General features: G+C 71.4%; 18 protein-coding genes. 12 read left to right on the forward strand and 6 right to left on the reverse strand.

Annotated features, from left to right (window positions below; genetic code table 11):
- On the reverse strand, nt 1-422 hold a 422-nt coding region (locus tag AC1DV7_RS09625; RefSeq protein ID WP_477596896.1), incomplete at its 3' end, for a helix-turn-helix domain-containing protein.
- An 89-nt stretch (nt 423-511) separates the two neighbouring features.
- Here AC1DV7_RS09625 and AC1DV7_RS09630 point away from each other — a divergent pair.
- The 5 genes from AC1DV7_RS09630 to AC1DV7_RS09650 all read left to right on the forward strand — a co-directional run bounded on the left by AC1DV7_RS09630 (nt 512) and on the right by AC1DV7_RS09650 (nt 3,735).
- On the forward strand, nt 512-946 hold the full coding sequence (locus AC1DV7_RS09630) for a hypothetical protein (protein ID WP_477596897.1): 435 nt from the start codon (nt 512-514) through the stop codon (nt 944-946).
- A gap of 4 nt (nt 947-950) precedes the next feature.
- Nucleotides 951-2,174, forward strand: a complete 1,224-nt coding sequence (locus tag AC1DV7_RS09635; RefSeq protein ID WP_477596898.1) for an NAD(P)/FAD-dependent oxidoreductase — start codon at nt 951-953, stop codon at nt 2,172-2,174.
- Between the two features lie 64 nt (nt 2,175-2,238).
- On the forward strand, nt 2,239-2,991 hold the full coding sequence (dapB, locus tag AC1DV7_RS09640; RefSeq protein ID WP_477596899.1) for a 4-hydroxy-tetrahydrodipicolinate reductase: 753 nt from the start codon (nt 2,239-2,241) through the stop codon (nt 2,989-2,991).
- Entirely contained in the window at nt 2,992-3,339 is a 348-nt protein-coding gene (locus AC1DV7_RS09645; protein ID WP_477596900.1) for a hypothetical protein, read from the forward strand.
- Nucleotides 3,340-3,366: 27 nt separating this feature from the next.
- Nucleotides 3,367-3,735 (forward strand): VOC family protein, encoded by a 369-nt coding sequence (locus tag AC1DV7_RS09650; RefSeq protein WP_477596901.1) that lies wholly within the window; start codon nt 3,367-3,369, stop codon nt 3,733-3,735.
- Here AC1DV7_RS09650 and AC1DV7_RS09655 read toward each other — a convergent pair.
- Genes AC1DV7_RS09655 through AC1DV7_RS09665 form a run of 3 tightly spaced genes read right to left on the reverse strand, consistent with a single transcriptional unit; the run spans nt 3,732 to nt 5,406 of the window.
- The gene (locus AC1DV7_RS09655; protein WP_477596902.1) at nt 3,732-4,046 is read right to left on the reverse strand and encodes an AzlD domain-containing protein; all 315 of its coding nucleotides are present in this window, start codon (nt 4,044-4,046) and stop codon (nt 3,732-3,734) included. The genes AC1DV7_RS09650 and AC1DV7_RS09655 overlap by 4 nt on opposite strands.
- A complete protein-coding gene (locus AC1DV7_RS09660; protein ID WP_477596903.1) occupies nt 4,043-4,810 on the reverse strand; it encodes an AzlC family ABC transporter permease in 768 nt (255 codons plus the stop codon). The genes AC1DV7_RS09655 and AC1DV7_RS09660 overlap by 4 nt, the downstream gene beginning before the upstream one ends.
- Nucleotides 4,807-5,406 carry an N-acetyltransferase family protein gene (locus AC1DV7_RS09665; RefSeq protein WP_477596904.1) on the reverse strand — a complete coding sequence of 200 codons (600 nt, stop codon included), beginning with the start codon at nt 5,404-5,406 and terminating at the stop codon, nt 4,807-4,809. Before AC1DV7_RS09665 ends, AC1DV7_RS09660 begins: the two co-directional genes overlap by 4 nt.
- Before the next feature lie 82 nt (nt 5,407-5,488).
- Between AC1DV7_RS09665 and paaA the strand changes: the two genes are divergently transcribed.
- From paaA to paaE, 5 genes are read left to right on the forward strand one after another with little or no spacing between them, the layout of a single operon-like run.
- Nucleotides 5,489-6,496 (forward strand): 1,2-phenylacetyl-CoA epoxidase subunit PaaA, encoded by a 1,008-nt coding sequence (gene paaA, locus AC1DV7_RS09670; protein WP_477596905.1) that lies wholly within the window; start codon nt 5,489-5,491, stop codon nt 6,494-6,496.
- A complete protein-coding gene (paaB, locus tag AC1DV7_RS09675; RefSeq protein WP_477596906.1) occupies nt 6,493-6,828 on the forward strand; it encodes a 1,2-phenylacetyl-CoA epoxidase subunit PaaB in 336 nt (111 codons plus the stop codon). Before paaA ends, paaB begins: the two co-directional genes overlap by 4 nt.
- Nucleotides 6,825-7,577, forward strand: a complete 753-nt coding sequence (gene paaC, locus AC1DV7_RS09680; protein WP_477596907.1) for a 1,2-phenylacetyl-CoA epoxidase subunit PaaC — start codon at nt 6,825-6,827, stop codon at nt 7,575-7,577. Before paaB ends, paaC begins: the two co-directional genes overlap by 4 nt.
- Nucleotides 7,578-7,618: 41 nt before the next feature.
- A complete protein-coding gene (gene paaD, locus AC1DV7_RS09685; RefSeq protein WP_477596908.1) occupies nt 7,619-8,152 on the forward strand; it encodes a 1,2-phenylacetyl-CoA epoxidase subunit PaaD in 534 nt (177 codons plus the stop codon).
- 26 nt (nt 8,153-8,178) lie between these two features.
- The gene (gene paaE, locus AC1DV7_RS09690; RefSeq protein ID WP_477596909.1) at nt 8,179-9,306 is read left to right on the forward strand and encodes a 1,2-phenylacetyl-CoA epoxidase subunit PaaE; all 1,128 of its coding nucleotides are present in this window, start codon (nt 8,179-8,181) and stop codon (nt 9,304-9,306) included.
- A 19-nt stretch (nt 9,307-9,325) separates the two neighbouring features.
- On the opposite strand, the gene AC1DV7_RS09695 is transcribed toward paaE, so the two are convergent.
- The gene (locus tag AC1DV7_RS09695; protein ID WP_477596910.1) at nt 9,326-9,793 is read right to left on the reverse strand and encodes a dihydrofolate reductase; all 468 of its coding nucleotides are present in this window, start codon (nt 9,791-9,793) and stop codon (nt 9,326-9,328) included.
- Between the two features lie 37 nt (nt 9,794-9,830).
- Complete coding sequence (locus AC1DV7_RS09700) at nt 9,831-10,622, reverse strand: thymidylate synthase (RefSeq protein ID WP_477596911.1); 792 nt, start codon at nt 10,620-10,622, stop codon at nt 9,831-9,833.
- A gap of 195 nt (nt 10,623-10,817) precedes the next feature.
- Between AC1DV7_RS09700 and dapA the strand changes: the two genes are divergently transcribed.
- Nucleotides 10,818-11,708: a 4-hydroxy-tetrahydrodipicolinate synthase gene (gene dapA, locus AC1DV7_RS09705; RefSeq protein WP_477596912.1), complete on the forward strand. Its 891-nt coding sequence runs from the start codon at nt 10,818-10,820 to the stop codon at nt 11,706-11,708.
- Nucleotides 11,705-13,390 carry a ribonuclease J gene (locus tag AC1DV7_RS09710; RefSeq protein WP_477596913.1) on the forward strand — a complete coding sequence of 562 codons (1,686 nt, stop codon included), beginning with the start codon at nt 11,705-11,707 and terminating at the stop codon, nt 13,388-13,390. Before dapA ends, AC1DV7_RS09710 begins: the two co-directional genes overlap by 4 nt.
- Nucleotides 13,391-13,579 lie beyond the last annotated feature (189 nt).

Below are 13,579 nucleotides of genomic sequence, written 5' to 3' on the forward strand. Positions count from 1 at the left end.
GCCGGGGGCTGCCCGGCCAGCTCGCGCCCCGTCCGGGCTGCCGCCGTCGCGATGGCGTCGGGCAGCGCGGCTCCCGTGACCCCGACGGCGTCGATCGCCTCGGCGAGGATGGCCCCGGCCAGGTCGTAGCGCCGCGGGGGGAGGGAGACGTCGACGGTGCGGCGGGAGCGCCGGTAGAGCTTGGACGGACGTCCGGCGCCGGGGCCGGACCTGCCGGAGAGCCGCTTGAACTCGACCTCGAGGAGACCTTCCTCGACGAGCCGGTCGAGGTGGAACTTCGCCGAGTGCACCGGCAGCCCCACCGCCTGGGCGGCCTGCTCGCGGCTCACGGGGGAGGAGGCTGCGGCGACGTGCTCGTAGAGCGCCCGACGGGAGGGCTCGGCGAGCGCGCCGAGGACGGTCAGGTCGTCACTGGTGGTCATGTCACCTCTAAAGGAGAAATTCGTTGACTAATTCGAACGGACGGTCGTAAAGTCAAAATATCACTCCGATAGAGATCACGGGAGCACTCATGGACACGCAGTCGGCAACCACCTCAGCACCGTCGCACGACACCAGCGCCGCGGCGCCCCCCGGAGCCAGGCAGGCCTTCCTGGTCCTGCGGACGGCCTTCACTGTCGCGCCGATCCTCTTCGGCCTCGACAAGTTCACCAACCTCATGACCGACTGGACCGCCTACCTGGCGCCTTGGATCGACGACCTCGTGCCTGGGACCGCCCAGCAGGCGATGTATGCGGTCGGCGTGACCGAGGTCGTGGCCGGGCTGCTGGTCGCCCTGGCTCCGCGCGTCGGGGGCCTGGTCGTCGCTGCGTGGCTGGCTGGCATCATCGTCAACCTCGTGACGCTGGGTGACTACTACGACGTCGCCCTGCGCGACGTGGGACTGCTCGCCGCCGCGTTCGCGCTCTCCCGGCTGGCGCCGCCTGTGCACCTGCGCAGAGGATGAGGGCATGACTGACGCACGCACGTTCGTGATCGTGGGGGGCGGCCTGGCCGGGGCGAAGGGGGCAGAGGCCCTGCGGGAGGCCGGGTTCGAGGGGGCGGTGGTCGTGCTCGGCGCCGAGGAGCACCTCCCGTACGAGCGGCCGCCGTTGTCGAAGGGCTACCTCAAGACCGGTGAAGGGCTCGATGACGCGTTCGTCCACCCGAGGGAGTGGTATGCCGCCCACGACATCGCGGTGCGCACCGGGACGAGGGTGGTCGCCCTCGACCGCGCCGCCCACGAGGTGGAGACCGACGCCGGGGAGCGGGTCGGCTACGACCGCCTCCTGCTGGCGACCGGCAGCTCGCCGCGGGTCCTGAGCCTGCCCGGCGCCGACCTCGGCGGGGTCCTGTCGCTGCGGACGATCGAGGACAGCGACCGCATCCGGGCCCTGATGCAGCCGGGGGCGCGGCTGGTGTTCGTCGGTGGTGGCTGGATCGGCCTCGAGGTCGCGTCGGCCGCGCGCGAGGCAGGGGCCGACGTGGTCGTGCTCGAGTCGCTGGAGCTGCCCCTGGTGCGGGTCCTCGGGCCGCAGCTCGCGCAGGTGTTCGCGGACCTCCACCGGTCACACGGCGTCGACCTGCGCACCTCGGTCACGGTCGAGGCCCTCGAGGGTTCGGACGGTGCGGTGAGCGGCGTGCGGCTCGGCGACGGCTCCGTCGTGCCGGCCGATGCCGTCATCGTCGGCATCGGGGCGGCGCCCAACGTCCAGCTGGCGCAGGCGGCCGGGCTCGCCGTCGACAACGGGGTGACGGCCGACGCGCAGGGCCGCACGAGCGACCCGGACATCTTCGTGGCGGGCGACATCGCCAACGTCGAGCACCCCTTCCTCGGCGGACGGGTCCGCGTCGAGCACTGGGCCAACGCCCTCAACCAGCCCTCGGTCGTGGCCGCGGCGATGCTGGACCAGCCGGGCCCGGACCCCGAGCTGCCGTACTTCTTCACCGACCAGTACGACCTCGGCATGGAGTACCACGGCCTCGGTGACCCCGGCGACGAGGTGGTGGTCAGGGGAGACCTGGCCGCGCGGGAGTTCATCGCGTTCTGGCTGCGCGACGGACGCGTGACCGCGGGGATGAACGTCAACGTCTGGGACGTCGGCGACCCGGTCAAGGCGCTGATCCGCGCGCGCACCGTCGTCGACAGGGACCAGCTGGCCGATCCGGACGTGCCCCTGGAGGACCTGGCCTGACCGCGCCAGTACCCACGCCCGTCCTCGTGCCGGGAGCGCGCCCGGCGCTCGTTAGGCTGGCCCCGTGAGTGACACGATCAGGGTGGCCGTCATCGGCGCGGGTGGACGGATGGGCTCGCAGGTCTGCGAGGCCGTCGAGGCCGCCGAGGGGATGGAGCTCGTCGGGCGGTTCGACCAGGGCGACGCGCTGGGTGACCTCGCGGGCGCGGACGTCGTCGTCGAGTTCTCCGTGCCGGCCGCCTCGCCGACCAACGTCGCCCACTGCGTCGAGCAGGGCATCCACGTCGTGGTCGGCACCACCGGATGGGACGACCAGCGGGTGGCGGCCCTCGAGGCGCAGCTCGCCGACCACCCGCAGGTCGGGGTGCTCATCGCCCCGAACTTCGCGATCGGCGCCATCCTCATGATGCAGTTCGCGGCCACGGCGGCGCGCTTCTACGAGTCGGTCGAGGTCGTCGAGCTGCACCACCCGGCCAAGGTCGACGCCCCCTCGGGCACGGCTGCCCGCACGGCCCGGCTCATCGCCGCGGCCCGCGGCGACGCCGGCCTCGGTGACGTCCCCGACGCCACCACCGACGACCCCGACGGCGCGCGCGGGGCCCGCGTCGACGGCATACCCGTGCACTCGGTGCGGTTGCGTGGGCTGGTGGCCCACCAGGAGGTCCTGCTCGGGGCCGAGGGCGAGATGCTCACCCTGCGACACGACTCGTTCGACCGGGTCTCGTTCATGCCCGGCGTCCTTGAGGGCGTGCGGGGCGTGCAGGCCCGTCCCGGGCTGACGGTGGGCCTGGAGCACTACCTCGGGCTCGGGGGCTGAGTGCGCGAGAAGGTCACCGCCCTCGTCCTGCTCGTGGTCCTCGGGTTCTACTCAGCCACGATCGGCTGGCGTGGGGTCGAGCTGGTCCGCGACGGTCGCCCGGCGGCGGTGCTGCTGGGCATCGGGGTCATCCTTATCCCGGTCGTCGCGCTGCTGGCGACCGTGCCGCTCGTCCGGATGGCCCGGGACGGCTCGGCGATGATGACGCAGGCGCGCGAGGACGGCGCGGACGGCGAGTGGGGTGCCGAGCTGGAGCAGGCCGAGGTATGCCGCGTGGCTCGCGACCGCTCGGGGGAGCAGCGGCACTACCGCGCCGCCGTGCGCGCGTGGCGCGCCACCCGGTCCTGATCCCGCGGTGCGGGTTAGCGTGGTGGCATGCACCGCTCACGCATCGGCATCGTGCTCATCGACCACGACGCCGCACACCATGACGCGGCGCTGGCGTTCTGGGCGGGAGTGCAGGGCGTGCGGCCACGTCAGGACGGTGTCTACTCCAGTGTGGGTGAGGCCGGCACCCTGAACATCGAGGTGCAGCGCCTGGACGAGGGCGCGTCCCGGGTGCACCTCGACATCGAGACCGACGACGTCGCGGCCGAGGTCGCGCGGCTCGAGGGCCTGGGCGCCTCGGTGACCGAGCGCCGCGACGGGTACGTCATCATGGCCGACCCCGGCGGGGTGGTGTTCTGCGTCGTGCCGGTGCAGACCGGCGACCGGTTCGTCGAGGACGCCCTGGAGTGGGGCTAGGGGAGCCCGAGCATCCTGAGGCCGGCCGCGACGAGCGCTCCGAGCACGACGACGACGACGAAGGGCGCCCGCAGGGCCAGCGCCACCAGGGCGACCCCCACCGCCGCAGCCCGGGAGTCGAGCACGAGCGCCCCGCCGCTGCTGGCAAACGTCTGCACGGCGACGAGCGCGGCCAGCAGGGCGACGGGCAGGGCCGAGGTGACGCGCGTCGTGCGGTCGCCGTCCAGCCATCGCGTCGGCACGACGTAGCCCAGGAACTTGAGCCCGAAGGCGAGGGCGCACGCCAGCAGCACAGCCGTCCACGTGCTCACGGGACGCCACCGTCGTCGGCCACGGGTCCCTCGACCCGTCCTCCTGTGTCGCCCGGCCACTGGTGGGGCGGAGGCGGGTCGTGGTGCGCGCGCCGCCAGAAGGCTGCCAGGAGGGCGGCGGAGGCGGCCACGAGCACCGGGACGCCGGCGGGCGCGTGCGGCGAGCTGACCACCGCGATGAGGAAGGCGATGACGGCGATGGCCACGGTGTCGGCAGACTTCAGCCGTGGCCAGAGCAGCGCACAGAAGGCGGCGGCTGCTGCCGCGTCGAGGCCGTAGGTGCGCGGGTCGCCGAGCGCGTCGCCTGCGAGGGCGCCGACGAGGGTGGTGAGGTTCCAGAAGACGAAGACCCCGAACCCCGTGACCCAGAAGCCGAGGCGCCCCGACGGCTGGTCCGGCTGGGCGACGGACACCGCGGTGGACTCGTCGATCGTCAGGTGCGCTGCGACGACCCGGCGCCACCCACGGACCTCGAGCATCCGGGAGACCTGCAGGCCGTAGAGGCCGTTGCGTACCCCGAGCAGGCTGGAGGTGGCGATGGCAGCGGGGGCGCCGGCCGGCCCACCGGCGAGGATGCCGACGAAGGCGAACTGCGACCCGCCCGTGAACAGCAGCAGCGACATCACCACGGTCTGCCAGATCGACAGGCCGGCGGCGACGGACAGGGCGCCGAAGCTCACGCCGTACGAGCTGGCGGCGATCGCCACCGAGAGCGACTGGCGGGTGACCTGGGTGCGGCGCTCGCGGGTCAGCGAGGCGGTCACGGGCCGTCGGGCGCGGACTCGGGCGCGATGTCGGCGACCAGCCGCACCTCGCGGGCGGTGTCGCCGTCGGGGGACACGACCCGGTCGCGGAAGGCGCCGTCGGGGGCCAGCCCTGCCTGCACGAGGAAGGCACGGCTGGGCTCGTCGGCGGCGAGCACCCACGTGTGGAGGGTGTCGGCGCCGGCGCCACGCAGGGTGTCGACGACGGCGTTGAGCAGGCGCGAACCGTGACCGGCCCGCCGGGCGTCCGGGTGGACCGCGAGGGCCGTCAGCTCGCCGGTCGTGGTGGAGGCGTCCGGGTCCTGGCTCGGTCCGATCGCGGCGAAGCCGACGACCTGGTCGCCGGCGCAGGCCGTCATCAGCCGGTACACACCCTCCGGCGGGGCCGCGAGGGAGCGCCGCCAGGCGCCCGCGAAGGCCTGCGGCTCGAAGGTGTCGATGACCTCGGGATCCAGCACGCCGGCATACGCCGCTCGCCACACCACGGCCTGCACCAGGCCCACGGCGGGTGCGTCGCTCTCGCGGGCGGTCCGCACGCTCGCATCGGCCAGGGGGCCGGGCGTCGCGGCGTGGCTGTGGGGGTGGTCGTGGGACATGCCTCCATCCTCGCATCCAGGCACTTGTGACACGACGGCAGCAGAATTGCGAAAACCTGTAACACGCCCGCATACTGATCCCATGTACGGCAACGACTTCGCCACCGACGACGCGCCTCCGACACCCGACGAGCCGCTCAACGCCGCGGAGTCCGGCTTGTTCGACGACCTCATCGACGCAGAGCAGCGCATCGAGCCGCGCGACGAGATGCCGGACGCCTACCGACAGACGCTGATCCGCCAGATCGCCCAGCACGCGCACTCCGAGATCATCGGCATGCAGCCCGAGGGCAACTGGATCAGCCGTGCCCCGAGCCTGCGCCGCAAGGCCATCCTCATGGCCAAGGTGCAGGACGAGGCAGGCCACGGCCTCTACCTCTACAGCGCGGCCGAGACCCTCGGGGTCGACCGCGAGGACCTGCTCGACCGGCTGCACACCGGCCGCCAGAAGTACTCCTCGATCTTCAACTACCCGACCCTCACCTGGGCGGACTGCGGGGCGATCGGCTGGCTCGTCGACGGCGCGGCCATCATGAACCAGGTGCCGCTGTGCCGCTGCTCCTACGGCCCCTACGCCCGCGCCATGATCCGGGTCTGCAAGGAGGAGTCCTTCCACCAGCGACAGGGCTTCGAGATCCTGTGGAACCTCATGCGCGGCACCGACGCCCAGCAGGCCATGGCCCAGGACGCCGCAGACCGGTGGTGGTGGCCGGCGCTGATGATGTTCGGACCGCCCGACACCGGCGAGGCGGCCTCGACCGGGGGTCACACGTCGCAGTCGATGGCCTGGGGGATCAAGCGGTTCGCGAACGACGACCTGCGCCAGAAGTTCGTCGACATGATGGTGCCGCAGGCCGACAAGCTCGGCATCCGGATCCCCGACCCCGACCTGCGGTGGAACGCCGAGCGGGGTCACTACGACTTCGGCCCGATCGACTGGGACGAGTTCTGGCGGGTGCTCAAGGGTGACGGTGCCTGCAACGCCGAGCGCATCGAGCACCGGGTCGCCGCGCACGACGAGGGCGCCTGGGTCCGCGAGGCGGCCACCGCCTACGCCGCCAAGCAGACCTCGACGGAGGCAGTCGCGTGAGCAACGAGACCCCTTCTCCCGCAACGGGTTCAGTGCCGCCCGCCGCCGGTCCGCCGACCTGGCCGCTGTGGGAGGTCTTCGTCCGGGGCAAGCGTGGCCTGTCGCACGTGCACGTCGGTTCGCTGCACGCCCCTGACTCCACGATGGCCCTGCGCAACGCCCGTGACGTCTACACACGCAGGCAGGAGGGCGTCTCGCTGTGGGTCGTGCGCGCCAGCGACATCACGGCCAGCTCACCCGACGAGCGCGACTCCTTCTTCGACCCGGCGGGTGACAAGGTCTACCGACACCCGACCTTCTACGACGTCCCCGAGGACGTCGAATACCTATGAGTGCCGAATCTCAGTACGTGCTGGGGCTGGCTGACGACGCGCTGGTCTACGCCCAGCGCCTCGGCGAGTGGATCTCGCGTGCGCCCCAGATCGAGGAGGACATGGCCCTCGCCAACGTCGGCCTCGACCTGCTGGGCCAGGCCCGCGCGCTGCTGACCCGCGTGGGCGAGCTCGACGGTTCCGGCCGCTCCGAGGACGACCTGGCCTACTTCCGCGACGAGCGCGAGTTCCGCAACGTGCACCTGGTCGAGCAGGAGCGGGCGGGCTTCGGGTTCGAGATGGCCCGGCTGCTGTGGTTCTCCAGCTACCAGTGCGAGCTGTATGCCGCGTTGCGCGACTCGAGCGACCCGGTGGTCTCCGGGGTGGCCGGGAAGGCGCTCAAGGAGGTCGACTACCACCGCGACCACGCGACCCAGTGGGTGCTGCGCCTCGGTGACGGCACCACGGAGTCGCACGAGCGGATGCAGCAGGGCCTGGTCGACGTACTGCCGTACCTCGCGGAGCTGTTCGACGACGACAGCGCCTCCGTGGCCGCGGCGGAGGCGGGGATCGGCGTGCTGCCATCGACCCTGCACGACGCCGCGGTGGAGCACGTCTCCGCTGTCGTGGCGCAGGCGACGCTCGAGCTGCCGACGCAGACCCGCTGGCGCTCGCGGGGCGGACGCGACGGCATCCACTCGCGGCCGATGGGCTACCTGCTGGCCGAGCTGCAGCACATCGCCCGCTCGCACCCCGGGGCGACGTGGTGACCGCCGGCGTCGTTACCGCCGGCGTCGTTACCCCCGGCGTGGTGACCGCCGGCGCGACCGCGGACGCGGAGAGCCTGGCCAGGGCGATCGCCGACGTCCCCGACCCTGAGGTCCCGGTCGTCACGATCGAGGACCTCGGCATCCTTCGCGACGTGGCGGTCGACGAGGCGAGCCGGCAGGTTYGGGTGACCATCACCCCGACCTACTCGGGCTGCCCGGCCATGGATGCCATCGCGAAGCGGATCATCCACGAGGCCACCAAGGCCGGCTACTCCTGCGACGTCGTGTCCCAGCTGAGTCCGGCCTGGACCACCGACTGGATGAGCGAGCGCGGGCGCGAGCGGTTGCGCGAGTTCGGCATCGCGCCCCCCTCGGGTCTGGCCGCCAGCCGAGCCACCGGCACGGACGACGCCGGTCGCACGGTGGCGCTGACCCTGCAGCGGCGGCTGGTGACGTGTCCCCAGTGCGGCAGTGCCGACACCGAGGAGCTGTCGCGGTTCGGGTCGACGGCCTGCAAGGCACTGCGTCGCTGCCTGGCCTGCCGGGAGCCGTTCGACGAGTTCAAGGTCCTGTGACGGGCCGTGACGATGAGGAACCACTGATGGCCCTGCTGTCCGGCCCGCGCACCGACACGCTGACGCGCCGTCGCGCCCAGTTCCACCCGCTGACCGTCCGCGCCCTCGAGCGGCTGACCGACGACGCCGTCGCGATCACCTTCGAGGTGCCCGACGAGCTGCGCGAGGACTACCGCTTCGAGCCCGGGCAGCACCTGACCCTGCGAGCCCACATCAACGGTGAGGAGGTTCGCCAGTCCTACTCGATCTGCCTGTCACGCAGCCAGGCGCAGCGGACCGGCACCCTCCGCGTCGCGTCGGCGCGGGTGGCCGGTGGGCGGATGTCCAACTGGCTCAACGACTCCGTGGCGCCCGGCGACGTCATCGAGGCCATGACCCCGCTCGGGTCGTTCACCTGCCCGACCGAGCCCGACGGCACCCGCCACCACCTGGCCATCGCGGCCGGCAGCGGCATCACCCCCGTCCTCTCGCTGCTCAGCACGGTCCTCGAGGAGGAGCCGGAGTCCCGGGTGACCCTCTTCTTCGGCAACCGTCGCACGGCGTCGGTGATGTTCCTCGAGGAGCTGGAGGACCTCAAGAACGCCCACCTGGGGCGCTTCCAGCTCGTCAACGTGCTGTCGCGGGAGCCGCAGGACGTCGAGCTGTTCACCGGCCGGCTCGACCCCGAGCGGATCCAGCGGCTGCTCTCGGCGTTCGCCCCGGTCGAGTCGGTCGACGAGTGGTACCTCTGCGGACCCTACGGGATGGTCACGGGCACGCAGGAGCTGCTCGCCGACGCGGGCGTCGACGGTCGACACGTGCACCACGAGATCTTCCACGTGGCCGAGCAGGAGTCGCCGCGACAGGCCGTGGTCGTGGACGAGTCCGCGCCGCCGGCAGCCGTCGTGACGGTCAACCTCGACGGCCGCACCACGCGGATCGAGATGCCGACCAAGGACGAGACGATCCTCGACGCCACCCTGAGGTCCCGGCCGGACGCGCCCTACTCGTGCACCGGTGGGGTCTGCGGCACGTGCCGGGCGCGGCTGGTGAGCGGCGAGGTCCGCATGGACCGCAACTACGCCCTCGAGCCGGAGGAGGTCGCGGCCGGTCTGGTCCTGGCCTGCCAGAGCCACCCGGTGACCGACGAGGTGGCGCTCGACTACGACGCCTGAGCGAACCCGGGCGAAGGCGTCACGACCGCTCGTACGTCGCGATGTCGAAGCCCTCGTGGTGCGCGCGACCGGTCTCGCGCCAGTCCTGCGCCACCCACTCGGGGAAGAAGGTGTCGCCCTCGGGGGAGTCGGGCACCTCGGACAGGATCATCCGCTGCGCGAACGGCATCGCCTCGGCATAGAGCTGGCCGCCCCCGACGACGAACACCTCGTCGGTCGGCCCGGCGAGGGCGAGGGCGTCGGCCAGCGAGTGGGCGGTCTCGACGTCGGCGTGGCGCCAGTCGGGCTGGCGGGTGACGACGATCGTTCGCCGCCCGGGCAGGGCGCGGCCGATCGAGTCGAACGTCTTGCGCCCCATGACCATCGGGTGGCCCATGGTGGTCGCCTTGAAGTGCCTGAGGTCCTCGGGCAGGTGCCAGGGCATGTCGCCATCGCGGCCGATGACGAGGTTGCGTCCGATCGCGGCCAGCAGGGTCACCCGGGTCATGAGGTCAGGCTAGCGACCGGGTGCCGTCGTGCCGGCCTCACACGGCGATGGGCGCCTTGATCGACGGGTGGGCCTCGTAGCCGACCAGCTCGAAGTCACCGAGGTCGAACTCGTCGATGTCCTTGCCGGAGGCGATCTTCATCTGCGGCAACGGCAACGGCGTCCGGGTCAGCTGGAGGGTCGCCTGCTCGACGTGGTTGGAGTAGAGGTGGGCGTCGCCGAGGGTGTGGACGAAGTCACCGGGCTCGAGGTCGCAGACCTGAGCGACCATCATCGTCAGCAGGGCGTAGGACGCGATGTTGAACGGCACGCCGAGGAAGATGTCGGCCGACCGCTGGTAGAGCTGGCACGAGAGCCGGCCGTTCGCGACGTAGAACTGGAACATGGTGTGGCACGGCGGCAGCGCCATCGAGTCGACGTCGGCGACGTTCCACGCCGAGACGATGTGGCGGCGGCTGTCGGGGTTGGTGCGGATGGACTCGATGACCTTGGCGATCTGGTCGACGTGCCGGCCGTCCGGCGTGGGCCAGGACCGCCACTGGTAGCCGTAGACCGGCCCGAGGTCGCCGTTCGCGTCGGCCCACTCGTCCCAGATGGTGATGCCGCGCTCCTGGAGCCAGCGCACGTTGGAGTCGCCCCGCAGGAACCACAGCAGCTCGCCGATGATCGACTTGAGGTGGAGCTTCTTGGTCGTCAGGACGGGGAAGCCCTCGGAGAGGTCGAACCGCATCTGGTAGCCGAACACCGAGCGGGTGCCCGTGCCGGTGCGGTCGGACTTGTCCGTGCCGGTCGTCATGACGTGGTCGAGGAGGTCGAGGTACTGCTGCACGGACGCAGCGTAACCCCGGCCACCGACGCAACCGGTGAGTCGCCCAAAACCGCAGCCCGCGCCGCGTGCCGGACCGGGCGGCATACCCCGGGCGGGGGTGCCGGGGGCGCCACCGAGCGGCGCCTTCCCGCCAAAATCCGGACCCCACCGTGAGCGGGCGCGGGGGAGTGCGCCGTAGGGCGATAGCCTGCGGGCATGAGCACAGCGTCCCCGTTCGGCCGACTCCTGACCGCCATGGTCAGCCCGATGCGACCGGACGGCAGCCTCGACCTCGACTCGGCCCGTCGCCTCGTCGCCCACCTGGTCGACACCGGGCACGACGGCATCGTCGTCAACGGCACGACGGGCGAGTCGGCGACCCTCACGGACGACGAGAGCATCGAGATGGTGCGGCTCGTGGTCGAGACGGTCGGCGACGCGGTGGCCGTGGTTGCCGGTGTGGGCTCCAACGCGACGGCGCACAGCGTCGAGATGGCGCAGCGGTCCCGCGACGCCGGCGCCACCGGGCTGCTGCTCGTCAGCCCCTACTACAACAAGCCCACGCAGGCGGGGCTCGTCGCCCACTGCCGCGCCGTGGCCGGCACCACCGACCTGCCGGTCATGCTCTACGACATCCCCGGCCGCACCGGCATCCCCTTCACCTCCGAGACGCTGCGCGAGCTGGCGCAGGTGCCCACCATCGTCGCCGTCAAGGACGCCAAGGGCGACCCGTGGGCCTCCACGCAGGTGATGGCCTCGACGGACCTCATCTACTTCTCCGGCGACGACGCGACGACGCTGCCCTGGCTCGCCCTGGGTGCCGTCGGCACGGTCAGCGTGGTGGGCCACGTCGCCGGCCGCGAGTATGCCGCGATGCTGGCTGCCGTCGACCGCGGCGACCTCGTCGCCGCCCGTGACCTCCACCGACGGCTGGTCCCTGCCGTCAACGCCATCATGAGCACCTCCCAGGGAGCCATCATGGCCAAGGCCGCGCTCGTCGAGCTCGGCGTCATCGACCACGCGACGGTGCGCCTGCCGCTCGTCGAGTCCCCGCCGGAGCACCTGGAGATCCTCCGCTCCGGCCTGAAGGAGTCCGACCTCCTGTGAGTCACCCTCACCCCGAGCTCAGCTCGCCCCCCGCCCTCGCCCCCCACGGCGTCCGCATCATCGCCCTCGGCGGTCTCGGTGAGGTGGGCCGCAACATGGCCGTCCTCGAGCACGCCGGGCAGCTGCTGGTCATCGACTGCGGCGTGCTGTTCCCCGAGGACCACCACCCCGGCGTCGACCTGATCCTGCCCGACTTCGAGTACCTCGAGGACCGCCTCGACGACATCCAGGCGATCGTGCTGACCCACGGCCACGAGGACCACATCGGGGCGGTGCCCTACCTCCTCAAGCTCAAGCGCGACATCCCGGTCGTCGGCTCGATGCTGACGCTGGCGCTGATCGAGGCCAAGCTCAAGGAGCACCGGATCACGCCCTACACCCTCGGGGTCAAGGAGGGCATGCGCGAGAAGCTCGGCGTGTTCGACTGCGAGTTCGTGGCGGTCAACCACTCGATCCCGGATGCGCTCGCGGTCTTCGTGCGGACGCCCGGCGGGACGATCCTGCACACCGGTGACTTCAAGATGGACCAGCTGCCGCTCGACGGCCGCCTCACCGACCTGCGCGCGTTCGCGCGGCTGGGCGAGGAGGGCGTCGACCTGTTCATGACGGACTCGACGAACGCCGAGGTGCCCGGCTTCACGACCCCCGAGAAGGACATCGCCCCGGCGATCGACAAGGTCTTCCGTGACGCGCAGCGGCGCATCATCGTGGCGTGCTTCTCCAGCCACGTGCACCGCGTCCAGCAGGTGCTGAACGCCGCCGAGAAGTCGGGCCGCAAGGTCGCCATGGTCGGGCGGTCGATGGTCCGCAACATGGGGATCGCGGCCGAGCTCGGCTACCTCCACGTGCCCGACGGCGTGCTCGTCGACGTCAAGAAGCTCGACAACTTCCCGGACGACCAGGTCGTCCTCATCTGCACGGGTTCCCAGGGCGAGCCGATGGCCGCGCTGTCGCGCATGGCCAACCGTGAGCACCGGATCGACGTGGGCGAGGGTGACACCGTCCTCCTCGCGTCGTCGCTGATCCCGGGCAACGAGAACGCCGTCTACCGCGTCATCAACGGGCTCATGCGCCTCGGCGCCACCGTGGTCCACAAGGGCAACGCCAAGGTGCACGTGTCGGGCCACGCCAGCGCAGGCGAGCTCCTCTACTGCTACAACATCGTCAAGCCCCGCAACGTCATGCCGGTGCACGGCGAGTGGCGTCACCTGGTCGCCAACGCCGAGCTGGCCGTCCAGACCGGCGTGCCGCGCGAGCAGGTCGTGCTGGCCGAGGACGGCGTGGTCGTCGACCTCGTCGACGGGGTGGCCACGATCGTGGGCAACGTCGAGTGCGGCTACGTCTACGTCGACGGGTCGAGCGTGGGCGAGTTCGACGAGGCGCTGCTCAAGGACCGCCGCATCCTGCGCGACGAGGGCTTCATCTCGGTCATCGTCGTGATGGACTCCGCCACCGGCAAGATCGCCGCAGGTCCGGAGATCCAGGCCCGCGGCTTCGCCGAGGACGACGAGATCTTCAACCAGGTGCGGCCCAAGATCGAGCAGGCGCTCGCCGAGGCGACGGGCAAGGGCGTCACCGACTCCCACCAGCTCGAGCAGGTCATGCGCCGGGCGATCGGCAGTTGGGTGGGGGGCAAGATCCGCCGTCGGCCGATGATCATCCCGGTGGTCATCCAGGCCTGAGGGCGCGCTGTCAGCCGGCGCTGTGACCCCCGAGGATCGACTGGCAGAAAAAATGCGAACGTGGTCATCTTTGCCACTAGTGGCAGGATGCGACTGCGCGCACAATTACTGCCATGGCTACTTTCATCGCACTGGTTCTGTTGATCGCCCTCCCCGTCGCCGCGTGGTACTTCGGCGCCGACTCCCGGC

The organism is Pedococcus sp. P2_E4 (assembly GCF_056403935.1).